The following is a 25,618-nucleotide window of genomic DNA, read 5'->3' on the forward strand; positions in this document are numbered from 1 at the left end:
ATTCAGCCGTTTCGGGAATTCGGGAATATTTCCCGGAGCGATGGAAAACCCCGCCGCCATCTTGTGGCCTCCGAACTGAAGGAGCAGATCCGACTGCCTGGAAAGGGCTTCGTAAATATTGAAAGCCGGAATGCTGCGGCAGGAGCCTTTCCCCACCCCATTCCGAATGGTGATGACAAATACGGGGCGGTGGTAAATTTCCAGGATCCTCGACGCTACAATGCCGATGACCCCGGGGTGCCAGTCTTTACCGTCCACCACAAAGGCCATGTCCTTATCCATGTGAAGCTCCGCAATCCGCTCCCTGGCCTGGTCAAAAATATCTCTTTCAATGGTCTGCCGGGCCACATTGGTCTCACACAGCTTCTGGGCCAGAGACTCCGCCTCTTCCATGGAGTCCGTGGTCATGAGCTTTACCCCTTCACTGGCCTGGGCAATACGGCCGGCCGCATTAAGCCTTGGCGCCAGGCCAAAGGATACCTGGTCTGCCCTTTTGATTTCTTTCGTATCCTCATGAACAATGCCGGAAGCCTTCAGAAGCGCCGCCAGTCCTTTGACCGGGGTATGGAGGAACCGCTTCATTCCTTCCTTCACAATAATCCGATTTTCCCCGGTCAGGGACACCACATCCGCAATGGTCCCCAGAGCTGCCAGCTCCACGGTACCGTCGTAATCATGGCCTTCCCGTTTCATATAGAGGGCCCGGCACAGGGTATACGCCACTCCGCATCCCGCCAGCTCCTTATAGGGATAATGGCAGTCCTTCTGGTGGGGATTGATGACCGCCACACATTGGGGAAGGACATCCGGCGGCGTATGGTGGTCTGTCACAATGATATCGAGCCCCTTCGGTGCCTCCGCAATAAGGTCTGCAGAACTGATGCCGCAGTCCACGGTAATGAGGAGTGTGTATCCCTCCCCTGCCAGTTTCTCCAGGGCTTTGCCGTTGAGACCATACCCTTCAGTTTCCCGCTGGGGAATATAGTAACCAACATTTCCATGGAGCCCGGTAAGCCCGCGCACCATGATCGATGTGGACGTAATACCATCCACGTCATAATCCCCGTAAATGACAATTTTTTCTCCCCCATCCAGGGCCCTCGAGATCCGGTCCACGGCTTCCTTCATTCCCTTCATCAGGAAGGGATCTGAAAGATCGGACAGGTCATCGTAAAGGAAATGGGACAGCTTCTCTTCGCTGTCAATCTCCCGTCGCAGGAGAATCCGGGCCAGCCCCTCCGGAATACGGAAGGATGAAAAAAATCCCGGTATACTTCTTTTTTCACTGCCCTGTGCTTTGATGTTCCATTTATAAGTCTGTTTCTCCATATAACGTCCTCAATTCATACTTATTTTCCTGTTTATTTTATCACTTCTCATTATCATTTGCCACGATAAGATTATCATTATCAATGAGAAAGGAAGGAAGATAAGAGCCCGGACGGAATTATCCCGCGGGCCCCATGAAAGTACCCATGCGGCCAGGTGTACATTGGGAAGATTCGGGGACTTTCAGCTGCCGGAAATCCCCCTGTAGAGGTACACATGCCCCATGGGTACCACAGGGCACACCTGCCAATGTCCAAAGAGGTCCCCCAAGGGAGCCTCGCTGTGTCTCCAATAAAAAACAGCGCTCCGAAGAGCGCTGCGGGGCCAGGAAAATTATTCCCAGGCTTCTTTCATGATGTTTTTGTATTCCGTATTCAGGTGATCCACCACCACATCCAGAACGACGCGGACAATTTCCGGATCGAAGCTGTCATTGGTGCTGGGCAGGCAGCAGTCCAGGAACAGGGAGCCATCTTCTGCTACCACATATTTGAAGACTTTGTAGCTTCTGTTCAATGTATTGATATATTCCAGGAACCGGGTCTTATTGCTGTCCTTTACGAGCTGGCTTCCTACCTGTACACGGATAATCGTGTAAATGGTATTGTCCGTAATGATGCCCATGGGAATGGTCTGGCCTTCTACTTTGATATTGGACTGGAATACGATGGTTTCCGCTTCATCCTTCATTTCTTTTTTTACGAAGAAATTCATCTTATTATCGGTAATATACTTTTCAAATTTCTTTGCCTTCAGATTTTCTCTTTTTTCTTCTGCCATTTCTTATCCACCTTCCATTAAACAATAGGAGCTGCTCCATTTATTGTAACCTGCCTTGCCATTTATTTCCACTTTGATTATGATATTTTCATAAGCTTTTGCAGGATTCCTGCAAGGGAATAAGGAGTATACCATGACCGATTCAGAATACATGCAGTTTGCCCTCAAAGAAGCCCAAAAAGCCGCAGAAGAAGGAGAAATTCCCATCGGCGCCGTCCTTGTCTACCGGGACATGGTCATCGCAGCCGGCCACAACCGCAAAGAAACGGACAGGGACCCCACAGCCCATGCGGAAGTCCTCGTTCTCCGGGAGGGGGCCCACATTCTGGGCAGATGGCGTTTGACGGGGGCCTCTCTTTATGTTACCATAGAGCCATGTCCGATGTGCGCAGGGGCTCTCCTGAATGCAAGGATTTCGAGACTGGTCTACGGATCTCCCAATCCCCAGTACGGAGCTATAGAATCAAGATTTCACATCACCGGTGAAGGCGTATTAAACCACACTATGGAAATCACTTCCGGCGTCTGCCGGAAAGAATGCCAGCAGCTGGTAGATTCATTCTTCAACTCGAAAAGAGGATAAGCCAAAGCACTGACAACGGCACCAATTCCATAAGGAGCAGTATCGAAGCGGTCATAACGAGGCGGACTCGAAATCCGTTAGCCCTTCGGGGCCCGTGGGTTCGAATCCCACCTGCTCCGCCAAATGCAAAAGCACCCGAAAAGGGTGCTTTTTTGATGGAAATAAATAATAGCCGTCAATACATTGTGCCGGTAGTCAGCTATTTTTCCACCTTCCGTTCAAATCTCCATTTTTGCCGGGCGGCAGGATATTTTTCATGATCCACTTCTGACATAAACATGGAAAGAGGTCTTGCATAAATGCCGAAATCACCATAAAGGGCTCTGTAAACCACCAGAAGGTCCCTCGTTTCTGTATGAGTGGCCAGTGTTATGATTTCATAATCGTGGTCCTTGAAATGATGCCAGATTTCACCGGCCCTTGGATTTTCTCTCATTCCTCTACTCCTCAGTTTCAAGTTATCCATCGTCTGGTACAAACCGGTACTCATGAATGGAATAGGACTGATAAAAAAAGTTGGAATTTGGAGGGAGGAGACCAAAATCCATTTGACCATAACAGGCCAATTGGGTTCCTGATCTTTACTCACAAATCCCAACTTCTATATTTATGCTTTAGCTGCGGCTTCCATGGCTTTATCTGCTGCTTTGATGGTCTTTTCTATGTCTTCGTCACTGTGGGCATAGGACATGAAGAGTGTCTCAAAGGGAGATGGTGCCAGATAAATGTGCTGGTCCAGCATGGAAAGGAACCAGGCTTTGAACTGGTCCCTGTTTGCTGCGCAGGCATCGGTGTAGTTCAGCACGTCCTTTTCCGAGAAGAAGATGCCAAACATGGAGCCGGACTGATGGCAGATAAGGGGAACTCCCTTTCTGTCGGCCGCTTCTTTCCAGCCCGCCAGAAGGGTTCTTGTCTTTTCTTCAAGAATCTTATCAAAGTTCGGGATGGCCATCATCTGCTTCAGGGTTTCAATGCCCGCAGTGACTGCCAGAGGATTGCCGGAAAGGGTACCGGCCTGGTAGACAGCACCTTCCGGAGTGATGCAGTTCATGATTTCTTTCCGTCCGCCATAGGCTGCTGCCGGAAGTCCACCACCGATGATTTTGCCAAGACAGGTCATATCGGGATGAATATGGTACCGGGCCTGGGCGCCGTGGAAGGTGGTACGGAAACCGCACATCACTTCATCAAATATGAGGACGGTACCGTGTTTTTCCGTTTCCTTCCTAAGGGATTCCAGAAATCCGGGAATCGGAGGTACGCAGCACATATTACCGGCTACCGGTTCCACGATGACAGCGGCAATATCGTCGCCCTCTTCATCCATGGTCTTTGTAAAGGCTTCGATGTCATTGTAGGGAACCACCACCGTATCTTTGGCGGTACCCTTTGTGACACCGGCACTGTCGGGGCTGCCGAATGTGGCAGCGCCGGAGCCCGCTTTTACGAGAAGGCTGTCGCCGTGGCCATGGTAGCATCCTTCAAATTTAAGGATTTTATCCCGGCCCGTATAGCCCCTTGCTGCCCGAAGGGCACTCATGGTGGCTTCGGTACCGGAATTCACCATCCGCATCTTTTCGATGGATGGATACACTTCATGGATAAGTTTTGCAATTTCTGTTTCCATGAGGGTAGGAGCACCGTAGCTGGTACTCCGTTCTGCAGCTTCCTGAATGGCTTTAATCACCTTCGGATGGGCATGACCCAGGACCATGGGGCCCCAGGAACCTACGTAATCGATGTACGTATTGCCATCGATGTCTGTAATATGGGAACCATGGGCTTCTTTAATGAAGGGAGGCGGGCATCCCATGTGGGGATAGGACCGGACAGGGCTGTTTACCCCGCCGGGCATGTATTTCTTCGCTTCTTCGAAGGCTGCTTTGGATTTGGAAAGGTCGATCATTTGCCCTGTTCCTCCCTGATCCATTTAGCCACTTCCGGTGCAAAGTAGGAAATGATAATATCAGCGCCGGCCCGCTTCATGCAGAGCAGGGATTCCATGACGATTCTCTTCTCATCAATCCATCCTTTGGCAGCAGCTGCCTTGATCATGGAATATTCACCGGATACATTGTAAGTAGCTACAGGGCGGTTGATATGGTCCCGTACCTGGCGGACAATATCGAGGTAAGCCAGAGCCGGTTTTACCATGATAATATCTGCTCCTTCAGCCAGGTCCAGGTCCACTTCTTTCATAGCCTCCCGGCTGTTGGCCGGATCCATCTGGTATCCACGGCGGTCACCGAACTGGGGGGCAGAATCGGCAGCATCCCGGAATGGACCATAGTAGCCGGAGGCATATTTTACAGCGTAGGACATGATAGATACATTCTGGAGATCATTGGCATCCAGGGTCTCACGAATTTTAGCTACCCGGCCATCCATCATATCGGAAGGAGCCACCATATCGGCACCACATTCGGCCTGGGACAGGGCTACTTTTGCCAGGAGTTCCAAGGTAGGATCATTATCTACTTCATGGCCCTTGAGCTTTCCGCAGTGGCCGCTATTGGTGTACTGGCAGAGGCATACGTCCCCTACGATGACCAGGTCCGGCACCGCTTCTTTGATAGCTTTGATGGCCCTCTGTACAGGGCTCGTCATATCCCAGGCAGAGGAACCGATATCATCTTTGTATTCCGGGAGGCCAAAAACTTCTACCGCCGGAATTCCAAGTTTATACACTTCTTCTGCCACTTTCACCGCATTGTCCACGGAGAGATGGTACTGCCCGGGCATGCTGGGGATTTCTTCCTTAACATTTGTGCCCGGTACTACAAAGATAGGGTATACAAAGTCATTGATTTCCAGGGAATTTTCTCTCACCATGGAACGGATGGCTTCCGATCTTCTAAGACGTCTTGGACGAAGGGTATTCAGTTTCATTTCTTCTCGACTCCTTTTTCAATTGCATTGACAAGGCCATCTATCGTATAGATTTCAGAAATGATGGATGGTTCCAGTTTATATTTCCGGCATGTATCGGCCGTAATAGGTCCGATGCAGGCCAGTGTGATGCCTTTCAGAAGTTCTGTTCTTCCATCGATCTGGTCCATAAGGTTGTAGACCGTAGAGGAACTGGTGAATGTGATGATATCGGCCCCGTGGTTTGTAAGGACATCCAGAAGTTTTTCCCGGCTTTTTTCGTCAGGTACGGTCTGGTAAGCTTCTACCACGTTCACCGTGCATCCCCGGGCCCTGAGGCCTTCAGGAAGGACGCTTCTGGCAACCTTTGCACGGGGAATGAGGATTGTTTCATTACCCGAAAGGGATGGTTCCATGACTGCCAGGAGGTTTTCAGCCTTATACTTTTCCGGCACCGCATCGGCATGGATGCCGTGGGCCTTGAGCTGCCGAGCCGTAGCCGGCCCGATGGCGCCGATTTTCGCATGGCCAAGGGCTCTCGTGTCCATTCCCTTTTCATAGAGCCGGTGGAAGAAATAGTCCACCCCGTTCTGGCTGGTAAAAAGAATCCAGTCGTAAGAGGGAAGGTGTTCCAACGCCCGGTCCATGGATTCATAGCCATCGGAGGGTTTCCTGATAGAAATCGTAGGAATCTCGATAGTTTCAGCGCCTTTTTCATTAAGCACATCCACCAGCCGGGAAGCCTGGTTCCGGGACCGGGTGACAATGATCCGTTTTCCAAAGAGCGGGCGGTTATCAAACCACCGCAATATCCTTCCGAAGGTTCACCATGTCTCCTACAATGAAGACAGCTGGAGGCCGGATGCCAAGCCGTTCCACATCCGCTGCTGCTTCCCCAAGGGTAGTAGTAAAGGTTTCCTGGTAAGGCCTTGTCCCCCAGCGGATAAAGGCTGCCGGCGTGTCTTTACTTCTTCCATACTTCATGAGCTGGTCCGCAATCATTTTCGTATGGCCTACTCCCATAAGGAATATGAGGGTATCTACACCGCCGGCCAGTTTATCCCAATGAATGGAAGATTCATTCTTCGTGGGATCTTCATGGCCTGTAATAACAGCAAAGGAGGCCGCCACTTTACGGTGGGTCACAGGGATTCCTGCATAGGCAGGCGCCGCAATAGCACTCGTTACGCCAGGTACTTCCTCAAAGGGCACACCTGCTTCTTTCAGTACCTCGATTTCCTCGCCGCCCCGGCCGAAAACGAAGGGGTCCCCGCCCTTCAGACGGGCCACAATATGACCCTGTTTTCCCTTTTCTGCCAGAAGCCTGCTGATTTCCTGCTGCCTCATGGTATGGCAGCCGGCCTTCTTCCCTACATAAACGTATTCTGCATCGGGTCTCATAAAGCGGAGTATTCTCTTATCCGCCAGGTAGTCCCCTACCACTACGTCCGCTTCTTCCAGACACCGTTTCCCTTTAAGTGTCAGAAGTTCCGGATCTCCGGGACCTGCCCCGATCAGGTATACTTTCCCTTGTTTCATGTTTATCTCCTCAACTTATTCAGATTTTTGACAGTTTTTCCAGAATTTCCCGGCCCCCCTCATCAAGGAGCTTTTCAGCAATAGATGCGCCCGCCTCTTCTGCATGGTCTACAGTGCCATCAGTTTCGCCACGGTAAAGCTTTTTCCCGTCAGGCGATGCAATAAAGGCTTCCACGTGGATGCCACCTTCCCCTTTCGGTACGGCATAAATGCCGGCAGGCACCTTACAGTCTCCGCCCACCTTTGCCAGGAAGGATCGTTCCGAACGAATGCAGGATGCCACATCCTCATCATGAAGGAAAGACAGGAGGGAGAGTGTCTCCTGATCATCACTCCTTGCCTCCACCGCCATGACGCCCTGTCCAGCCGCCGGAATACTGTCATCCGTAGAAATATAGGATGTGATGCGGTCTGCCAGGCCGAGACGCTTCAGTCCTGCCGCTGCCAGGATAATGGCATCAAACTTTCCTTCATCCAGATGGCGCAGCCGAGTCTGCACGTTTCCCCGAAGGGTACCGATGGACAGATCCCCTCTCCAGTGAAGAAGCTGGGCCTGCCGACGAAGGCTGGATGTCCCCACCTTTGCATGAAGCGGCAATTCTTCCAGAGACTTGTACTTATTGGAAACAAAGGCATCTCTGGGATCTTCCCTTGCAGTAACAGCAGCTATGGTCAGGCCATCAGGGCACTGGGCGGTCATGTCCTTCAGAGAATGAACTGCAATATCCGCCTTCCCTTCCAGAAGAATGACCTCCAGTTCCTTGATGAAGAGGCCCTTGCCACCGATTTCCACAAGGGGACGGTCGAGAATCTGGTCCCCTTTCGTAGTCACCGGAAGAAGCTCAACTGTAAGGCCGGGATATTTCTCTTTTAACCTGTTCTCTATGTAATGGGCCTGCCAGAGAGCTAGAAGGCTTTCCCTGGTGGCAATGGTAATTTTATTTTTCAAGCTGCTGCCCCTTTCTTACATCCAGTTTAAAGAGCCGGGACACGGCGGATTTATCTTCCGATTCCCATTCAGTACCCGCATATTCATTGAGGTGCATCATAGGTTCCCTTAAAATCTTCCGTACAATCATGTGGGTCATATGGGAGAGAACTTTCTTATCTTCCTCCGTGAGGCCTTCAATCTTCGCCAGGCCATGGCGGAGTTCCCTTTCCCGAATGGCTTCCGCCTTATCGGAGAGGGAAACCATGACAGGCCGGGTAGAAAGGTATTTGAAACGGTCTTCAATAGAATCGATTTCTTCCTGCACAATAACTTCAGCCCGCTCCGCTTCTTCCTTACGAAGGCGGATATTATTGGCCACGATTTCCTGAAGGTCATCCAGATTATAGAGGGTCACATTGCGGATATCCCCCACTTCCGGCTCAATATCGCAGGGCACGGCAATATCGATGGCCACAAGAGGCCTTGTATTGCGGCGCATCATCAGGTTCCGCACATCCCAGGCCTTCACGATATACTGGGATGCCCCGGTAGCGGTTACAATAATATCCACATCATCCGCATGGGACAGGGCGCTCTTGAACGGCACCGCTTCGCCGCCGATAGTCTTTGCCAGGCAGGGCTTCTGCCTTGTCCATATGGCGGTTGGCAACTTTCACATTTTTAAGACCTTTTCCCTGGAGGTTCTTCACCAGGAGTTCCGCTGCTTCCCCGGCGCCAAAGACCATGGCGGTCCGATCATCAAGACCCCCAAGAATCTTTTCTGCCAATTTCACCGCAGCATAACTTACGGAAACGGCACTGTAGGAAATCCGTGTCTCTGTGCGTACCCGTTTCCCGGTAGTAATGGCCCGGTGGAAGAGGGTATTCAAAATGGTCTTCGTCGCTTTTTCTGCAAGGGCCATGGTATAGGCAGTCTTGATCTGGTTCAGTATCTGGCTTTCGCCGATAACCATGGAATCAAGTCCCGACGCCACTTCGAAAAGATGGCGGATGCAGGCTTCCCCTTCAAAGTAGAAGAAATATTCTTTCTTTGCTTCACTGTTTCCGGAAAGGGCCAGGAAGAACTGTTCCAGCGTCTTCCTGGCAGAACTATCCTTCAGTACGGCGTAAATTTCTGTCCTGTTACAGGTGGACAGCACCACGGCTTCTTCTATGCCTTCCTGTTCATCCAGATGGCGAAGACCGCTCCTTGCGCTTTCTTCTGAAATAGCAAACTGCTCCCGAATATCAACGGAAACGGTTTTATGGTTGAGTCCCAATACAACCAGTTGCATGACGTACACACTCCTCTGCTTCGTCTAATTTCCCTGAAAGGACCAGATCCATGATCCGGTCACTGAATACGGTGTGCCAGAAATCCTCTCTGGCATGGCTGTCTTTTAATTTTTCTTTTAATTCCAGGCGGATATCCCCCACCCGGTCCAGCCACACACCAAAAGAAGGGGGAATCTGGCCGGCAAGCCAGTTCTTCACATACTTCGCCATGGCCGGTGACCGTCCATTGGTGGATACGGTGAAGCGGATTCCTCCCGTTTCAAAAGTGGCAGGCAGAAAACAATTCCCCAGTTCCGGGAAATCTGCGCTGTTATATAAAAATGTAGCATCCAGTGATTCCTGATGTACCGTCTCCGCCACCTTACGGCTGCCGGATGCGGTGACTACAAAATGATAGTTACTGGCATCTCCTGCTTTATAAAAAGCCTTTCTCCAGGAAATTCTCTTCTCCCTGGATAATGCCATGAGTTCTTCACAGATTTCCGGAGCCAGCACCGTCACATGGGCCTGCTGGTCCAAAAGCCTTTTCACTTTTCGGAGCGCCACATGGCCACCACCGACAATGAGACAGGATACGCCATCCATTCTGAGATTGACCGGATACAAGAAAGAATCACTCTCCTGAAATAAGAATAAAAGTATATCTTATGCCACATGTAAAATTGTATCACCATGAGAGAAAGATGACAACAAAAGAACCCCCAGGAAGGGGAGTTCTAATTGGGCATAAAGATAATATAATTTAAATGTTTATATTGATATAACAATTGGTCGGAAAGACTGCGGTCCTGCGTCGGCCCGGTATATATGTAACAGGACCGCGCCTTGTGCTTTTAGACCTGTGCCAGGGAATCGAAAAACTGTATGTGGTAAGCCCGGATGGTCTTAATCTCATCCCTGCTGCTATTTCTCTCCATTCCCCGATGTAAACTTTCTCAGCACCATACTTTTTACCGGTTCAAAGCTCTTCCTGTGAATTGGCGTAATGCCCAGTGTCCGGAGCGCATCAATATGCTCCGCTGTACCGTATCCTTTATTTCTGGCAAACCCATAGCCCGGATACTGTTTATCGTATTCATCCATCCGATGATCCCGATGCACTTTGGCCACGATAGAAGCCGCTGCTACAGATGCACTTCGAGCATCACCGTGAATCAGGGATACCGTGGGAAACGGGAAATGGAGGGGCATAGCATCTACTATGACTGCCTGGGGCTGGACTTTCAGGTTTTTTACTGCTTTATACATAGCCATCATGGTGGCCTGATAAATATTGTAATCATCAATTTCCGCAGGCGAGAGACTCACGATGGATACATCCACCGCCTCTTCGAGAATTTTTTTCGAGAGGATTTCCCGATGCTCCGGAGTCACTTTTTTAGAATCATTAAGTCCCGGTGCAAACCAGTGGGGTTTCAGGATGACCGCTGCCACCGTCACCGGACCTGCCAAAGGCCCCCGGCCCACTTCATCTATACCGGCAATATAGTTGATTCCTTTTTTGTAAAAGCTGCTTTCCACTTCATACATGGACTCCACCCGGAGCCGTTCCCGGCTTTCCCGTTCCAACCGTTTCGTGTAAGAAGACAGGAGCTGCTGCACCCCCTTCCGGGGGTCTTCCACGATTTCCTTCAGTACTTCTTCCGGCACATTATCCTGTTTCAGAAGTGCCCGGATTTCTGCGACCGTCATGGTTCCTCCTTCGGCAGGGGATCCAACGTAATACGCCCAAGTTTGCCGTTCCGGAAATCCCGGAGCACCGCCATTTCTGCCCGGTCATAATCGATGGCACCACCGGGAAGAAGACAGCCGCGCCGACGTCCTGCATCTTCCAGCAGAAGTTGGGGATCCCGATTCACATCGTCAATACCGTATACATCTTTTAATACCTGGGGAGCTGTTTCCGCAAGAGAAGACAAAAGGACCGGCACCACTTCATCCGGATTGAATACGTCTCCGGCAATGGCCCCGGTAGCCGCCAGACGGAGGGCTGCCGTCTGGTCATCAAACTTCGGCCAGAGCACCCCAGGAGTATCGAGGAGATCCAGGCCATCAGAGAGACGTACCCACTGCTTGCCCCGAGTATGGCCCGGTGTATTGGCGGTCCGGGTAGATGCCTTACCGGCAAGAAAATTAATGAGGGACGACTTACCTACATTCGGAATGCCGAGAATCATGAGCCGCACAGAACGGTTTTTAAGCCCCCGTTTCCGCCATCTGGAAAGGATAGGTTCCGCTGTTTCCCGGATGAGGGAAAGGAGCTTTTTCTTGTTTTTCCCATTACCCACAGTCATAGGTACCACGGAAATTCCCTTCTTCTTATAGTAAGAAATCCAGAGATCCGTCTCCCTGGGGTCCGCCAGATCCGCCTTGTTCAGGATAACGATGCGGGGTTTCCCCTTCACCAGTTCTTCCACCATGGGGTTCGCACTGGACTGTGGAATTCGGGCATCCAGAAGCTCCGCCACCACATCCACCGCTTTCAGGTGGTCTTCAATCATCCGTTTTGTCTTTGTCATATGGCCCGGGAACCATTGAATCAGCATAGTGCACCTCCCGTATACCCCTTTAGGGCATACTGTATGAATATGTATATTATTTTATCATAGGGATAAAATTTTTAAAATAATCGATGAAACCGGATTTCTAAAAATAACGAATTTACAGGAAGAGCCAGCATATATAACCTGAAACCATTTGATCCTCCTCCAGCCGGAACCCTGAATACCATGAAGACAGCCTGTGGGTCAAATAAAAAAGGCCGGAAAACCAGGTTCCGGTCCTTTCTTATTTTTACAATACATGTTTAATTATGAGATATATGAGGGCCCCTACGGCTGCGGTACAGGGAATGGTCATAATCCAGGCTGACACCATCTGGTAAGCCACGCTCCAATGAACTGCACGGAATCTGGTAGCCCAGCCTACACCCATAATAGAACCTGTCACTACATGGGTGGTGGATACGGGAAGGTGAAGCATGGTAGCGCTGAAAATGGTAATAGCCGAATTCAGGTCTGCTGCCAGGCCATTGACCGGCTGCATGCGGAAAATTTTATTTCCCACAGTTCTGATAATGCGCCAGCCGCCGACGGACGTACCAAAACACATGGCACAGGCACAGGCTACCTTTACTTCCCAGGGCACTTCCAGCTGGCCGATATAGCCGCCGGAAAGAAGGGCCAGTGTAATAATCCCCATAGATTTCTGGGCATCATTGGATCCATGGGAAAAAGCCATGAGCGCCGCTGATATCATCTGGATATGAGTTGCCACATAGTTCACCCGGGATTTCCCCACATTACGAAAAGCGATGTAAAGGATAGTCATCATGATATATCCTGTAATAAGGGCACACACCGGCGACAGAACAAGGCCGATAACGATGGTCAGCACACCGGCCAGATGAATAGCACCTGTACCATAGGAAATAATGACTGCTCCAATGACTCCACCAATCAGGGCATGGGACGAACTGGAAGGGAGGCCAATGCGCCAGGTAAAAAGATTCCATAGGATAGCCGATGCAAGAGCTGCCGACAGCACCACGGAATCTACCATATGGGGAGATGTGACGATTTCGCCGCCGATTGTTTTGGCAACTCCCGTTGAAATCATAGCCCCCACAAAGTTTAAAATAGCCGACATAATGATAGCCACCTTCGGACTCAGGGCACGGGTGGCCACGCAGGTGGCAATGGCATTGGCAGTATCATGGAATCCATTGATAAAGTCAAAGCACAGGGCCAGGACAATGACGATTCCGATAATGTATGTATCAGGCATACTTCATGACCACCTCTTTAATCAGGTTCCCCACCTTTTCTGCCCGATTGGCGGTATCCTCCATGGCTTCCATGATTTCCTTCCACCGAATGATTTCCATTACCTCATGGGTACCATCAAAAAGGTCAGAAATGGCGTTTCTGTAAATTTCATCTCCTTCACTTTCAAGAGCATTGATCTTTCTTGTGCGCTCTGCAATTTCCGTTTCGTTTTTATCAATATCCTTGAGAAGTCGGAAAAGGACAATCATTTCTGAAGACATTTCTACAAGAATATCAGCCATACGCAATGGCAGCTTTGAACCGATACCGGCATGGTAAAGCTTCAGGCTCATCACTACGTCCTGGATATCATCTACACAATCATCAAGAGATGTGGTAAGCAGGAAGAAGTCCTCCCGATCAATAGGAGTAATAAAAACATGACGCATTTTGGCGGAAATATCATGGGTCACTTTATCTGCCGAATGTTCCAGATTCTTGACTTCCTTTGTATACCGCTCAAGCTTCGCCGGGTCCTGCAGTACTTCCCGAGCCATAACTGTCCCCTTGTGGAAATATTCCGCATTGGTAACGAGAAAATCAAAAAACTCTTCATGCTTGTTGACAAGACTGAACATGGTGCCCTCCATAAAAAACGAACAAACCGTTACGTCTATGTTACCTTACCTATGTAAAATGTTTGTAAAGATTGTAGAAGAAAGATAAAAAATCCGATCTTTTGTAATTTTCTGTTTATATCATTATGACGCATCTTAAATTATTTTGAAATAGGAAGTATACATTATATTTCAATGAGAAATTGATTTTCCATTACATGGCAGTAACAAATAATAAAGAAAATTTAAGACGTCCCTCTGCCGGTGTGACTTTGAATAGGATTCACATCTCTCGCAGCTTCTTTTCATTTCATGCACGGTATGCTGAAATTTCGGCATGCATTATTATTGTCAAAAATAATCTAAAATCTTTCAGTAGACTTGCCTATATTTTTTAGGAATTATAGTAAAAATCTCATGATTTGACTTTTTTATTTAATACATCTATACTTAAAGTGTGCGGCAGGTCACACAATAACATGCATCATTATCCTGCTGGTTTAAAAGGAGGATTTTATTATGGATGAAGCAAAAGTATTAGAAGAAATGAAAAGACTGAAAGGCACTCAGACAGAGAAGAATCTGCGTGCAGCTTATGCCGGTGAATCCCAGGCTCATGTAAAATACAACCTTTTCGCCAACGAAGCCGAGAAGGATCCGGAATGCTCCCGTCAGATTGCTGACATCTTCCGGGAAACAGCAAATAATGAAAGAGCCCATGCCAAGATCTGGTTCTGGCTGGTTGGCGATCTGAAGAAAACCACTGCTGAACATCTGAAAATGGCAGCAGAAGGCGAACATGGTGAATGGACTTCCATGTATCCTGCATTTGCTGAAACCGCTAAAAAAGAAGGGTTCCCGCAGATTGCATTCCTCTTCTCCAAAGTGGGCGAGATTGAAAAATCCCATGAAGCACGGTATAAGCTGCTTCTGGCTAATGTAGAAAATGGACAGGTCTTCAAAAAGGGCGAAAAGAAACTGTGGATGTGCGCTAACTGCGGCTACACTGTAGAATCTGTGGAAGCTCCGCAGGAATGCCCGGTATGCGGCCATCCGAGAAGCTTCTTCGCTATCAAGGCTGAAAACTATTGATTTCATTCTATTAAGATAAAAAGAAACTGCGAAATAAAAATTTCGCAGTTTCTTTTTTTACTCTATTCAACTCTTGGAACCTGATTATTCTACAGAAACCAGTTCAATTTTGAAATTCAGTTCCTTTCCTGCCATTTCATGGTTGGCATCAAAGGTAATAGTAGTTTCTGTCTTCTCCGTCACGGTCACTGGGAAACGGTTGCCCATAGGATCTGTCAGTACAATGCGCTGTCCTACGGAAAGCTGTTCCGAACCAGGCATCTGCTCCTGATCAATAGTGAGAATATTTCGGGGATCCGGCATTCCATAGGCCTCTTCCGGCATGAGATGGATGTTTTTGATTTCCCCTACCTTCATATCTTTCACCGCTTCATCGAAGCCCTTGATCATTTGTCCGGCGCCGCAGGTAAATTCCAGCGGTTCTCCACGATCATAGGAAGAATCAAACTTGGTTCCATCATTAAATGTCCCTTCATAGTGGACACGGACCTTCTTATTCTGGTTGCTCATAATTTTCTCCAATCTATGTAATCCCTGTAGGGAAATATGGTTTTATTATATCAGAGGAATATAGAAATGGAAAGATTGGAAAGCTGTACCCCAAAATAATGTACTCTCTTCACTTTTACACCATAAGAAATTCGGGTATTACTGCATCAGTTTTTTTATTTCAATCGGTTACCAATGCTGCAAAAAAGGCTGTGAGCACACTTCACAGCCTTTTCTATATTTCTCTTCCAATTACCACATGCGAACAGCCGGTTTAGGATCACCAAAGCGATGGATTGTTTCAATGAAACGAACGGTACCTGTCTTGTAACGAAGAACAAGAGTACTCGTCCTCGCGCCGCCGCCAAAGTAACGAACCCCCCGCAGCATGGCACAGTCTGTAATAGCAGTTTCAGAGAAAATGCAGTCATCCCCTTTTACAAGGTCGTCCAAGGTAAGGACTTTATTGGGGTCATCGATACCCATTTTATGGAGCCTCTTGATTTCCTCTTCCGTATGGGGCAGAAGTTTTGCCTGCATATCACCGCCAAGGCACTTAAGTCCGACTGCAGAAAGAACACCTTCCGGAGCACCGCCAGAGCCAAGAACCATGTGAATGCCACTCCCCTGAATACCGCAGTCAATGGATGGAACTACGTCTCCATCAGTAATAAGGCGGATACGAGCACCTGCTGCCCTGGCTTCACGAATAATGTTTTCGTGTCTTTCACGATCAAGAATAACTACTGTAAGGTCGGAAACTTCTCGATCCATTGCGTCTGCTACATTCTTCAGGTTTTCTGTAACCGATGCATTGATATCGATACGTCCTTTTGCCCGGGGTCCTACACAGATTTTCTGCATATACATATCCGGAGCATGAAGCAGACATCCCTTCGGTGCAATAGCAAGAACCGCAATAGCCCCATTCTGGCCCTTTGCTACAAGATTGGTTCCTTCCACCGGATCCACGGCAATATCCACTTCTTCTCCGCCAGCACCTACATGTTCACCAATATAAAGCATCGGTGCTTCATCGATTTCACCTTCCCCAATGACTACGGTGCCGGAAACGGGAGTCTTGGCAAACTGCTCATGCATGCCATCAACAGCAGCCTGGTCAGCCCCTTCCTTATCCCCAATACCCATGAGGCGACCGCTCCGAAGGGCAGCCTGTTCTGTAATTCTTACAAATTCCATAGAAAGTTGTCTGTTCATTGTATGCCTCCACAATAGTATACTTTCTCTTTCACAGTTGCTCTTATTGTATCACATTTAAAGAGAAAATGGAGTATACATTTTTAAAAAATAGATTTGATATCTGGGGTCTCGGTAGAAGCAGGACTTTATTCAATTGCAGTTTGTCGGGCTGTTGGACGATTGGAATTTTACTCGCATGATATGAGCATCGCCACAAGTCTTGAGTCTTTAGCTTTGAGCTGATCAGCATCTTCGACGCAAAAGTACCCCACTCAATCGCCTTTGGCGACAGCCCTCTAAAATGGGAAGGTAAGGTTCTTGCATTCCTCACTGAGAGAAGTCAAAGTCCCGCGAAGCGGGCAAGGGTACACACTTACCGCTATGCGGCCGTCCAGCACAAGTCTCGCGACTTTACTCATATGCATGCTAAATGGGAGAAACCGTTAGCTCGATAAACTGAAATAGACGAACCTCTTCATGATGTACTGATAAAATCGTCATCGGACTTTATTGATTTATATGCAATATACGGAAAGAAACACCTGGAAGAATAAACTTTTTGAAGAGATCAAGACAGCAATATTGTATAAAAATCTTCACCCCATCTAACTCTGCGAATAAATCACTGTCGCCATAGATTCAATGATCCTCACCGGTAAAAATCATAAAAATACGCCGCTACACAAATGTGTCGCAGCGCATTTTCTTCAGATTCTTTATTTTTCCAATATATCCAACAGTTCCGCTACTCCCTTTTTACCAAAGTGTACATCGCTGTCGTTCACAATGAGACAGGGGACGCTCATGATGTTGTACTTTTGCTGAAGCTCAGGATAGTGGGCAAGATCATAGACATCTACAGTGATATGAGGATTATCCGCTGCGATTCGTTCGGCTGCCGCAACGAGGTCCGGACACATGGTGCAGGATAGGGACACGGCAATAGTGATCTGTTTCTTTTTGGAAATGGATCCGATTCGTTTCTGCATGTCCTCCCCTATGTCCTGTCCGGGACCGGCTGTGTTATACATAGCCAGTATGAAGGAGTTGAATTCGTGTCCTCCCGGGACTCCATGGAAGCTGAGGCCTGCTTCTTTACCGTCAGAGCCAAGGATAGAAATGGTATGTTCTTTTCCTGCCGGAGCATCCACAGTTTCATAGGACACATTATCCGACAGAGAAGCCAGCTCTTTCAGCAGTTTTTCATCTTCGTAGGACAGATCCGTATCATCTTTGTAAAGGCGGAGAGTGATAGGATGGGTGAACCGGTCCAGCACAGGTTTCAGGGCCTGCCGGGTCTCTTCATCCAGGAAGGCGCTGTCATCGGCTGTTTCTACCGGTGCCTTTGGCTCTTCTTTCTTTTCCACCTTCTTCACGTAGGTCCGCTTCATATTCAGTTTCCTGTACTGGCTGCCCAGGTATTTTTCCAGGGACGTAGCCGCCACGGCACCATCAGAAACGGCGGTCACCACCTGCCTGAGTTCCTTTACACAGATATCTCCGGCTGCATAGACACCATCCACACTGGTCTTCTGGTTCCTGTCAGTTATGACATAGCCCCGGGAATCAAGGTCCACCTGCCCCTTAAGAAGTTCATTTTCCGGTGCATAGCCTACGAAGACAAAGACACCATAGAAATCGCCTTTAGCTGCGTTGTATTCTGTCTCTTTACCTGTCTTCCGGTCCTTCAGGAGCACGCTGCGCACGGCACTGTCTCCTTCCACCTTTTCCACTACCGTATGGTAGAGCACGTGGACATGGGGATTTTCCTTCAGTTCCTCCACAGCGGCAGAGTTGATGGAGAAATCATCGCCTCGAACCACCATGATAATCTCCTTGCCGTACCGGGTAAGGAAAAGGCCTTCTTCCACCGCTGCATAGCCGCCGCCGATGACGAAGATAATGCGGTTTGTGAAGAATTCGCCGTCGCAGGTGGCACAGTAGGCCACGCCGTGACCTTTGTATTTCTCTTCCCCCGTAAAACCGGCCAGCCTTGGATGGGCGCCGCCGGCATAGACAATACCCAGGGTTTTGAAATCACCACGGCTCGTGTGGACCGTCTTGAAATCCCCTTCCAGGTCAAGGCTCGTCACATCGGCCGTCAGGAACTGGGCGCCGAAGTTCTGTGCCTGCCGGACCATGATAGACGTCAGGGCTTCGCCGGTGGTTTTGAGAATACCGGGATAGTTCACCACTTCCGAGGTAATGGTGATCTGTCCACCCATTTTCTCTTTTTCAATCACCAGTACATGAAACCGGGCCCGTGCCATATAAATAGCGGCGGAGAGCCCTGCCGGTCCTCCGCCTACTATGATGGCATCATATGTTTTTTCCATGATGCCTCCTGTGATTATAATTTGCCGACCAGGTCAAAGGACGGTTTCAGTGTCTTTTCACCAGGATGCCATTTTGCGGGGCATACTTCATCGCCATGTTCATAAACGAACTGAGCTGCTTCTACTTTACGGAGCAGTTCATCCGCATTGCGGCCGATATTTCCTGCGCTGACTTCATAGAGCACCACTTCACCCTTCGGGTTGATGACAAAGGTACCTCTTTCGGTGACACCATCAGAAGCGATGTAGATGTCCAGGTCCTTAGACAGGGAAGCAGTAGGATCACCGATCATGGGGAACTCTACCTTGCCGATCCGTTCAGAAGATTCATGCCATGCTTTATGTACATAGTGGGTATCACAGGATACGGAGTAAATTTCGCATCCGATTTTCTTGAATTCGTCATATTTATTTTGGAGATCTTCCAGTTCCGTGGGGCATACAAAGGTGAAGTCAGCCGGATAGAAGAAAAGAACGCTCCACTTACCGATGAGGTCCTTATCACTTACATCGATGAAATCACCGTTCTGATACGCTTTAACATGGAATTCGCTGATTTTCTTACCGTTTAAAGACATAATAGTTTCCTCCTTGGAAATAAAATATATGAACTGTCTGCTTCGTTTTTACATTTAATGGTGACGAAGCATATTTAACTTTCTGAAAGTATTATACCATCCATATCTGTAAATTTCAATATAGTTTTTTTTAAAAAACGGAAAACCTTTAGTATTGTCACTTTCCAAATTGGAATTAAAATCGAAGAGACGAGGACAATAACCCGCCATCATCAGAATTGACAAGATTTCATAGATAAGTGACGTCAGAAAAATACCATAACTCACTACCTCTTTCTCCAACTGAAAAAGGAAGGCATATCGTATGCCTTCCTTTTCAGATTCAGAAACTTACGCTATATAGCTTCAGTAAGTGATCAGCCTTCAACTTTTACGTTAGCAGCCTGGGGTCCTCTTGCACCATCAATGATGTCGAAATCGACCTTCTGGCCTTCATTCAGTGTCTTGAAACCATCAGCCTGGATAGCGGAGAAATGAACGAAAACATCGCCGCCTTCTTCTCTTTCAATAAATCCATAGCCTTTTTCTGCACTGAACCACTTAACTGTACCTTTCATGGAAATTCCTCCTAAAAAAATTACTACCATGCCCCGATTGGGCACAGATTTACAATACCATAAATCTATGATTGCGTCAACCAAAATATAGAGAAATACGCAAAATTTTAGAAGTTTTGGACATCCCTTTGAAGGCGTTAATCATTTATGCATTCATGCATAAATATGCAATATTTAAAGTGTATCTATCGGGCTTTAAAAATATGGGTGCCAAACATTGAAAAGCAGCTGAGGCAGCTACAGTACCTGTGACAGGAAGAGTTTCGTTCTTTCTTCCTTTGTATGGTTGAAGACCTCATCCGGCGTACCCTGTTCTACGATGAGACCGCCATCGATGAAGAGAACCCGGTCCCCCACTTCCTTGGCGAATCCCATTTCATGGGTAACCACGACCATGGTCATGCCTTCTTCCGCCACTTCCTTCATGACATCCAGAACTTCGTGGACCATTTCCGGATCCAGCGCCGATGTAGGTTCATCGAAAAGAAGGGCCTTCGGTTTCATGGCAAGCGCCCGGGCAATAGCCACGCGCTGCTGCTGGCCGCCGGACAGCTGGGCAGGCTTATAATCCGCCTTATCTTCAAGGCCCACCTTCTGCAGAAGGTGCATGCCCCGGTCATAGGCTTCTTTCTTCGTAATTTTCCGGACTTTCATGGGAGCCAGCATGATATTCTGGATCACCGTCATATGGGGAAACAGGTTGAACCGCTGGAACACCATGCCCACTTCGGTCCTCACTTCGTTAATGTTCTTTTCTCCATTCACCGGAGTGCCATCAAAAATGACGGAGCCGCTGGTGGGCTGTTCCAATCCGTTAATGCAGCGTAGGAGAGTACTCTTACCGGAACCGGACGGTCCGATGATGACCACCACTTCCCTCTCCTTCACTTTCACATTGATATCTTTCAGCACCGTAAGGTCGCCGAATTTCTTTCCTACATGATTGATTTCTATTAAATATTTATCTGCCATGATTTATTTTTTCTCCAGCCAAGCTACTACACGGGAAATTGCCAGTGTCATGATAAGGTACAGGATGGCAACGGTTGTCCAGATTTCAAAGGATCCATAGGTCTGGGCGATGATGAGCTGTCCCCTTCTGGTCAGTTCTTCAAAGCCGATGACAGAAACCAGGGAAGAATCCTTCAGCATGGCAATGAATTCGTTGCCCAGGGGCGGAAGGATGTTGCGGACTGCCTGGGGAAGAATAACATAGTACATGGTCTGCCACCAGGAGAGACCGAGAGACCGGCCTGCCTCCATCTGGCCCACATCGATGGCCTGGATGCCTGCACGGAAAATTTCAGATACATAGGCACCGCTGTTGATACCGCAGGCAGCGACAGCCGCCACAAACGGTTCCACCCGCTGGCCCGTAACAATAGGCAGGGCGAAATAAATAAGGAAAATCTGGACCAGAAGCGGGGTACCACGGATGCAGTCCGCATAGATGGTCGCAATGATGCGCAGGATTTTCACCTGGCAGATGCGGGCAATCCCCACAAAAAGGCCAATCAAAAAGCCTATGGCCACGCTGACGGCAGTGATTTCAATGGTAACCCCCGCCCCCACCAGCAGCATAGGCAGGGCATGTTCAATCAGTTCAAAATTCATCGGGTCTTACTCCTTACAATGTTAAAGCATAATTTGAGATAATACTTGTATAATTATACTAACTTGAAAGGAGGGCGTCAATAGGAGAAAGGCGGCAAAACCACTGATATCGAGACCGGGGGCAAGATCTGGGGAACAGGCCTGCGGCACTAGAGCAGCCCCATCACTTTGCGGCGTAAAACCACCGTACCCATAGGCAGTACCGGATGAGATATTCCCTAATCATGCATACACATGGAGAAGGGCCGCATAAAAAGCGCTGGGCGAATTCATGAAATACTAATTACCATAGAAAATAAGGTACTTTCTATAGAGGAAAGTACCTCATTTTCATTGGACACCACGGATCAGATACAGGTTCTAAAGCCATCAATCCACCGTAATCTCAATCCCGGATTCAATTTCTATCTCAATATCAATGCAGGTTAAATGTGACCGGTACCCTTGAGTTAGCGGTAATGGCGGTCCCATTCTGCTTGGCAGGAACAAATCGCCATCCATAGACCGCATTCACTGCAGCACTGTCCAGTGTACCATTGCCGGAGGAGCTTTCCACCCAGGCACTGGAAACCGAGCCATCGGTGCTGATGGTCATACCCACCACAGTGGTGCCGGAAATTCCTGCCCTGCGGGCAGATTCGGGATAAGCCGGAGCCGGTGCGGAAAGGAGCTGGGGACCCGATGTTTCACCGGTCTGGGCGCTTCCATCACCGGAGCCATCTCCATTCCCGCTGCCATTGCCGCTTCCGTTACCACCGCCACTGCCGGATCCGCTGCCGGGGCCCGTGCCGCTTCCATCACCACTGCCGGTACCGCTTCCATTGCCACCGCCACTGCCGGATCCGCTGCCGCCGGAATCGGAAGAATCAGAGCCGGACGTGCTGGCCGAAGAATCGGACGGCTGGGCTGCCTGATCCGTTTTGGGTGCTATTTCATGGACATCATTTTCCGCCTGTTCATCCTGCTGCTGGGGAGGCGGAGGAGGAAGGGTTGGAGTCGCTTTGGCTTCGTGGATTTTCGGAAGTTCCTCTTCCTTCGCTTCGGCACCGCCACCTCCTCCACCACCGCCGCCACCGACATCGGCTACGAGATCCACTTCAATCGGTTCCCGGTTCGGCTGGGGCGGCGGGAAGAGAAGCATAAGGCCCGCCACGGCACAGAGCAGCGCGCCATGGCCCAAAAGGGAAAGTCCAAACGCGGAGGGCCATCCGTACTTTATTTTACGCATGACACCACCTCATCAGGAGTTGGAACCGGTCTTTGACTCTGTGGCAATGCCGATTTTGCTGATGCCCACAGATTTCAACTGGTCCAGCACGAATACAAAGTCCCCATGTTCCGATTTGGCATCTGCCCGAAGGACAATGGCCACATTCGGATTCCGGTTCTTTTCGATTTCCATACGCTTCCGGAAATCATCTTTTGCTATTTTTTCTTTTTCTACGTAAATGGTGCCATCGGAGGTGATACTGACAGGAAGGGTCTGTTCCACATTCACCTTGGCCGATGCCGTCTGGGGCAGGTTCAGGTTGATGGACTTCTGCACCACCATGGAAAGCATACTCATCATGAAGAATACGAGGAGGAAGAAGATGATATCGATCATAGGAATGATCATTATTTTCGGCTTCTTCTCCACATTCATCGGTTCCAGTTTCATTCTTTATCCGCCTCTACAATAGCCAGATAGAGGGAGCCCAGTTTTTCCATCTGGGAAACGAAATTGCTGACCTGCTGGGACAGATAGGTATAGGCAATCAGGGAAATAATAGCCACGAAAAGGCCAGTGGCCGTGCATACCAGTGCTTCCGCTACGCCTCCGGTTACGGCAAAGGGCTGTCCATTAGAAACAGAGAGCACATTGAAGGAACCAATCATACCGATAACCGTACCAAGAAGTCCCATGAGCGGGGACAGTGTAACGATGACATCCAGGTAATTCAGGTAATTCTTCAGGAGCCCTGCCGCATGGGATGCAGCGCCTTCAATGATGGAAGTCTGGCTCGCTTTCAAGGAAAGGTGTTCCACTCCTGCCAGAATCACAGACGCGGGAATACCGCCGTCCTGCTTCAGGTCTTCTTTCAGGCCCTCCACATCACCGGCCCGGAGATATTCAGGAATATCCTTCGCCAGTTTTTCCACATTCGATCGGGATGCATGGTAGTATCGGAACCGTTCAATAAAAATAGCCACCACAATAATAGACGCAAGAATGAGCGGATACATCATGAACCCGCCGTCACGGAACAAATGAAGGAAATCCATCAGAAAAGCCTCCTGAAAAATAAAATTTCTGAGATTACTTATTAATCTCTAACCAATACATATTAAGATTATCATTTTTATAGATTCCCGTCAAATTTAATATTTTGTTCATCATCTTATAAAGTAGATAGCTAAGGTCGAGATAGAGATGGAGAGATGCGGGCTTACAGCTATCCCGCTTACCATGAAAGAAAAGGTAACTGAATCGGCGCAAGGAACTTAAAGGACTAAAGAATCAGGCCCGTGGATGGAGAGCGTTGTACTGTACAGGACTTTGGGGCCGATTGTTGTCATGGCCGAGTGTACACACAGCCCTTTGGAGCTTCCAGCAATCAGTTGTCAGAAAAACTGATTTGCCTGCTGCGTTCCCTATTAGATTGACGCCACCTTCGTCATAGCTGCCTCAGCCTCATTTTCACATTTCCTGTCCGAGGAATTTTCGCACATAAAAAACTGCAGGATTTTCATCCTGCAGTTTCCTGGTATAAGGTTATAACCAAATCAGTATCCGTTTACTTCGCTGACCACCCGGAAGTTATCTACATTGAAAGACTTGCAGATAGCATTGAAGAAAGGACCATAGAGCATGGTACGGAACATTTCAGACCTGGTAATCAGAAGGAGCCGACCTTCATCATAGATGATGCGGTTGAGGCCGTTATTCACGTATTTATCGAAATCCTTATCCGCCATTTCCTTCTGCAGTCTTTCCAGGGCTTCCCGTTCCGGTCCTTCCTGGTATTCCGGCCGTTCCATGATAGGAATGAAGCGAATTTCATAAATCTTGGAGGTATATCCTTTGGACTCTGCGGAATATCTCTTTCCTTTTTCCATTTCTTCCATCAATAAACACCTGTCCTTTGCAGTGAACTTTTACCAATTACTATTATATCATCTTGCTGCGTTCTGCGCATAATAATTGATAGAAATTACAGAGCAGAACTTTACCACAGGCCCCCGGGAATACAGAGATCAAGCCTGTAATTAATCCGATTGTCCGTGATTCAGCCTTTCAATGCTTCAGGGACTCCCTCACCGGGTTCCAACCGGGTATTTATATAATTCCCCTCTCATGAAGGCTGACAAAGGTACCATCCCCTATGATGACATGGTCCAGGACCTGCATATCCAGCAGCCTGGCACCGGCAGCGAATGTCTTTGTGACTTCGATATCTTCCTTAGAGGGCTCCGGGTATCCAGAAGGATGGTTATGAAGGAGAATCATACCGTATGCCTTATAGCGGATGCCCCACTTCATGGCTTCTTTAATATCCACCGGTGCCGCATTGAGGTTTCCCTTTGAAATTTCCTGGTACCCCAGAAGCCGGTTCTTAACGTTGAGGTAGGAAACCAGAAAATGTTCCTGGTTCTCATGGCGCAGTTTTTCCATAAAAAAAGCGGCCACCTTATCGGGAGCACTGAAACTTACCAGCTTCCTCCTGCTGCAGAGAAGGGAAAGCCGGCGTCCAAGTTCCACTGCTGCACAGATGGTGACCGCCTTATCCGGTCCTATTCCTTTAATATCGATGAGATCCCGCCAGTTTAAATCCTCATAGCCATTGATACCGGAGCTTGATTCCAGCATATCCACCACTTCTTTAGCCACTTCCATGACAGAATGGCCCTGCCTGCCGGTACGAAGAAGAATAGCAACCAGATCCGTATTGCTGGCCAGCTGGGGGGATATGGCAAATCGTTCTCTCGGCTTGTCTTCGTGACGCATTTCCTTAATGAGCATAGTGTTCACCTCAAGGTTGGAATCAGGGAAGAAATAGAA

The 25,618-nt window shown here is 48.7% G+C and carries 27 protein-coding genes, 1 tRNA gene and 1 pseudogene; 3 read left to right on the plus strand and 26 right to left on the minus strand.

The genetic code is table 11. The annotated features are described in order from the left end of the window. Both recJ and QZR21_RS00715 read right to left on the minus strand, forming a co-directional pair. On the minus strand, positions 1 to 1,329 hold a 1,329-nt coding region (recJ, locus tag QZR21_RS00710; RefSeq protein ID WP_296973216.1), incomplete at its 3' end, for a single-stranded-DNA-specific exonuclease RecJ. A 333-nt stretch (positions 1,330 to 1,662) separates the two neighbouring features. After that, a complete protein-coding gene (locus tag QZR21_RS00715) occupies positions 1,663 to 2,109 on the minus strand; it encodes a histidine kinase (RefSeq protein ID WP_296096497.1) in 447 nt (148 codons plus the stop codon). A 133-nt stretch (positions 2,110 to 2,242) separates the two neighbouring features. Between QZR21_RS00715 and tadA the strand changes: the two genes are divergently transcribed. Together tadA and QZR21_RS00725 are read left to right on the plus strand one after the other, a co-directional pair. Beyond that, a complete protein-coding gene (tadA, locus tag QZR21_RS00720; RefSeq protein WP_296096495.1) occupies positions 2,243 to 2,692 on the plus strand; it encodes a tRNA adenosine(34) deaminase TadA in 450 nt (149 codons plus the stop codon). 33 nt (positions 2,693 to 2,725) lie between these two features. Further along, a tRNA-Ser gene (locus tag QZR21_RS00725) sits at positions 2,726 to 2,814 on the plus strand. Between the two features lie 77 nt (positions 2,815 to 2,891). Here QZR21_RS00725 and QZR21_RS00730 read toward each other — a convergent pair. The 12 genes and pseudogenes from QZR21_RS00730 to QZR21_RS00785 form a co-directional block, all read right to left on the minus strand. Further along, complete coding sequence (locus tag QZR21_RS00730) at positions 2,892 to 3,128, minus strand: DUF1653 domain-containing protein (RefSeq protein WP_296096493.1); 237 nt, start codon at positions 3,126 to 3,128, stop codon at positions 2,892 to 2,894. A 171-nt stretch (positions 3,129 to 3,299) separates the two neighbouring features. After that, positions 3,300 to 4,598: a glutamate-1-semialdehyde 2,1-aminomutase gene (gene hemL, locus QZR21_RS00735; RefSeq protein WP_296096491.1), complete on the minus strand. Its 1,299-nt coding sequence runs from the start codon at positions 4,596 to 4,598 to the stop codon at positions 3,300 to 3,302. After that, the gene (gene hemB, locus QZR21_RS00740; RefSeq protein ID WP_296096489.1) at positions 4,595 to 5,581 is read right to left on the minus strand and encodes a porphobilinogen synthase; all 987 of its coding nucleotides are present in this window, start codon (positions 5,579 to 5,581) and stop codon (positions 4,595 to 4,597) included. The genes hemL and hemB overlap by 4 nt, the downstream gene beginning before the upstream one ends. Next, positions 5,578 to 7,099, minus strand: a pseudogene (gene cobA / locus QZR21_RS00745) (uroporphyrinogen-III C-methyltransferase). The gene hemB and the pseudogene cobA overlap by 4 nt, the downstream one beginning before the upstream one ends. Positions 7,100 to 7,118: 19 nt before the next feature. After that, the gene (hemC, locus tag QZR21_RS00750) at positions 7,119 to 8,048 is read right to left on the minus strand and encodes a hydroxymethylbilane synthase (RefSeq protein WP_296096484.1); all 930 of its coding nucleotides are present in this window, start codon (positions 8,046 to 8,048) and stop codon (positions 7,119 to 7,121) included. After that, positions 8,038 to 8,637, minus strand: coding sequence for a hypothetical protein (locus QZR21_RS00755; protein WP_296096482.1), 600 nt, complete (start codon positions 8,635 to 8,637; stop codon positions 8,038 to 8,040). Before QZR21_RS00755 ends, hemC begins: the two co-directional genes overlap by 11 nt. Beyond that, positions 8,603 to 9,325 carry a glutamyl-tRNA reductase gene (gene hemA, locus QZR21_RS00760; RefSeq protein ID WP_296096480.1) on the minus strand — a complete coding sequence of 241 codons (723 nt, stop codon included), beginning with the start codon at positions 9,323 to 9,325 and terminating at the stop codon, positions 8,603 to 8,605. The genes QZR21_RS00755 and hemA overlap by 35 nt, the downstream gene beginning before the upstream one ends. Continuing rightward, positions 9,294 to 9,932 carry a bifunctional precorrin-2 dehydrogenase/sirohydrochlorin ferrochelatase gene (locus QZR21_RS00765; RefSeq protein WP_296973221.1) on the minus strand — a complete coding sequence of 213 codons (639 nt, stop codon included), beginning with the start codon at positions 9,930 to 9,932 and terminating at the stop codon, positions 9,294 to 9,296. The genes hemA and QZR21_RS00765 overlap by 32 nt, the downstream gene beginning before the upstream one ends. Before the next feature lie 297 nt (positions 9,933 to 10,229). Beyond that, a complete protein-coding gene (locus QZR21_RS00770; protein WP_296096474.1) occupies positions 10,230 to 11,018 on the minus strand; it encodes a ribonuclease HII in 789 nt (262 codons plus the stop codon). After that, entirely contained in the window at positions 11,015 to 11,872 is an 858-nt protein-coding gene (gene ylqF / locus QZR21_RS00775; RefSeq protein ID WP_296096472.1) for a ribosome biogenesis GTPase YlqF, read from the minus strand. Before ylqF ends, QZR21_RS00770 begins: the two co-directional genes overlap by 4 nt. Before the next feature lie 247 nt (positions 11,873 to 12,119). Continuing rightward, positions 12,120 to 13,112, minus strand: a complete 993-nt coding sequence (locus tag QZR21_RS00780) for an inorganic phosphate transporter (protein WP_296096470.1) — start codon at positions 13,110 to 13,112, stop codon at positions 12,120 to 12,122. Beyond that, positions 13,105 to 13,731, minus strand: a complete 627-nt coding sequence (locus tag QZR21_RS00785) for a DUF47 domain-containing protein (RefSeq protein WP_296096468.1) — start codon at positions 13,729 to 13,731, stop codon at positions 13,105 to 13,107. The genes QZR21_RS00780 and QZR21_RS00785 overlap by 8 nt, the downstream gene beginning before the upstream one ends. 498 nt (positions 13,732 to 14,229) lie before the next feature. Here QZR21_RS00785 and rbr point away from each other — a divergent pair, with 498 nt between their 5' ends. Then, positions 14,230 to 14,802 carry a rubrerythrin gene (gene rbr, locus QZR21_RS00790; protein ID WP_296096465.1) on the plus strand — a complete coding sequence of 191 codons (573 nt, stop codon included), beginning with the start codon at positions 14,230 to 14,232 and terminating at the stop codon, positions 14,800 to 14,802. An 84-nt stretch (positions 14,803 to 14,886) separates the two neighbouring features. Here the strand turns inward: rbr and QZR21_RS00795 are convergent, their stop codons facing one another. The 12 genes from QZR21_RS00795 to radC form a co-directional block, all read right to left on the minus strand. After that, complete coding sequence (locus tag QZR21_RS00795; protein WP_296096463.1) at positions 14,887 to 15,312, minus strand: peptidylprolyl isomerase; 426 nt, start codon at positions 15,310 to 15,312, stop codon at positions 14,887 to 14,889. 231 nt (positions 15,313 to 15,543) lie between these two features. Continuing rightward, positions 15,544 to 16,509, minus strand: a complete 966-nt coding sequence (glpX, locus tag QZR21_RS00800) for a class II fructose-bisphosphatase (RefSeq protein ID WP_296096461.1) — start codon at positions 16,507 to 16,509, stop codon at positions 15,544 to 15,546. A 698-nt stretch (positions 16,510 to 17,207) separates the two neighbouring features. Beyond that, the gene (locus tag QZR21_RS00805; RefSeq protein WP_296096458.1) at positions 17,208 to 18,827 is read right to left on the minus strand and encodes an FAD-dependent oxidoreductase; all 1,620 of its coding nucleotides are present in this window, start codon (positions 18,825 to 18,827) and stop codon (positions 17,208 to 17,210) included. A gap of 14 nt (positions 18,828 to 18,841) precedes the next feature. Beyond that, a complete protein-coding gene (ahpC, locus tag QZR21_RS00810; RefSeq protein ID WP_296096456.1) occupies positions 18,842 to 19,405 on the minus strand; it encodes an alkyl hydroperoxide reductase subunit C in 564 nt (187 codons plus the stop codon). A gap of 356 nt (positions 19,406 to 19,761) precedes the next feature. Further along, positions 19,762 to 19,968: a cold shock domain-containing protein gene (locus tag QZR21_RS00815; protein WP_296096535.1), complete on the minus strand. Its 207-nt coding sequence runs from the start codon at positions 19,966 to 19,968 to the stop codon at positions 19,762 to 19,764. Between the two features lie 231 nt (positions 19,969 to 20,199). Beyond that, entirely contained in the window at positions 20,200 to 20,934 is a 735-nt protein-coding gene (locus QZR21_RS00820; RefSeq protein ID WP_296096455.1) for an amino acid ABC transporter ATP-binding protein, read from the minus strand. A gap of 3 nt (positions 20,935 to 20,937) precedes the next feature. After that, positions 20,938 to 21,576 carry an amino acid ABC transporter permease gene (locus QZR21_RS00825; protein ID WP_296096454.1) on the minus strand — a complete coding sequence of 213 codons (639 nt, stop codon included), beginning with the start codon at positions 21,574 to 21,576 and terminating at the stop codon, positions 20,938 to 20,940. 415 nt (positions 21,577 to 21,991) lie between these two features. Then, positions 21,992 to 22,804 (minus strand): energy transducer TonB, encoded by an 813-nt coding sequence (locus QZR21_RS00830; protein WP_296096452.1) that lies wholly within the window; start codon positions 22,802 to 22,804, stop codon positions 21,992 to 21,994. Between the two features lie 12 nt (positions 22,805 to 22,816). Continuing rightward, a complete protein-coding gene (locus QZR21_RS00835; RefSeq protein WP_296096451.1) occupies positions 22,817 to 23,236 on the minus strand; it encodes a biopolymer transporter ExbD in 420 nt (139 codons plus the stop codon). After that, entirely contained in the window at positions 23,233 to 23,841 is a 609-nt protein-coding gene (locus QZR21_RS00840) for a MotA/TolQ/ExbB proton channel family protein (RefSeq protein WP_296973229.1), read from the minus strand. The genes QZR21_RS00835 and QZR21_RS00840 overlap by 4 nt, the downstream gene beginning before the upstream one ends. 501 nt (positions 23,842 to 24,342) lie before the next feature. Next, positions 24,343 to 24,684 carry a hypothetical protein gene (locus QZR21_RS00845; RefSeq protein ID WP_296096449.1) on the minus strand — a complete coding sequence of 114 codons (342 nt, stop codon included), beginning with the start codon at positions 24,682 to 24,684 and terminating at the stop codon, positions 24,343 to 24,345. A 211-nt stretch (positions 24,685 to 24,895) separates the two neighbouring features. Further along, the gene (radC, locus tag QZR21_RS00850; protein WP_296096447.1) at positions 24,896 to 25,579 is read right to left on the minus strand and encodes a DNA repair protein RadC; all 684 of its coding nucleotides are present in this window, start codon (positions 25,577 to 25,579) and stop codon (positions 24,896 to 24,898) included. Positions 25,580 to 25,618: the final 39 nt, after the last annotated feature.

It is taken from the genome of uncultured Dialister sp. (assembly GCF_900541605.1).
Classification (GTDB): domain Bacteria; phylum Bacillota; class Negativicutes; order Veillonellales; family Dialisteraceae; genus Dialister.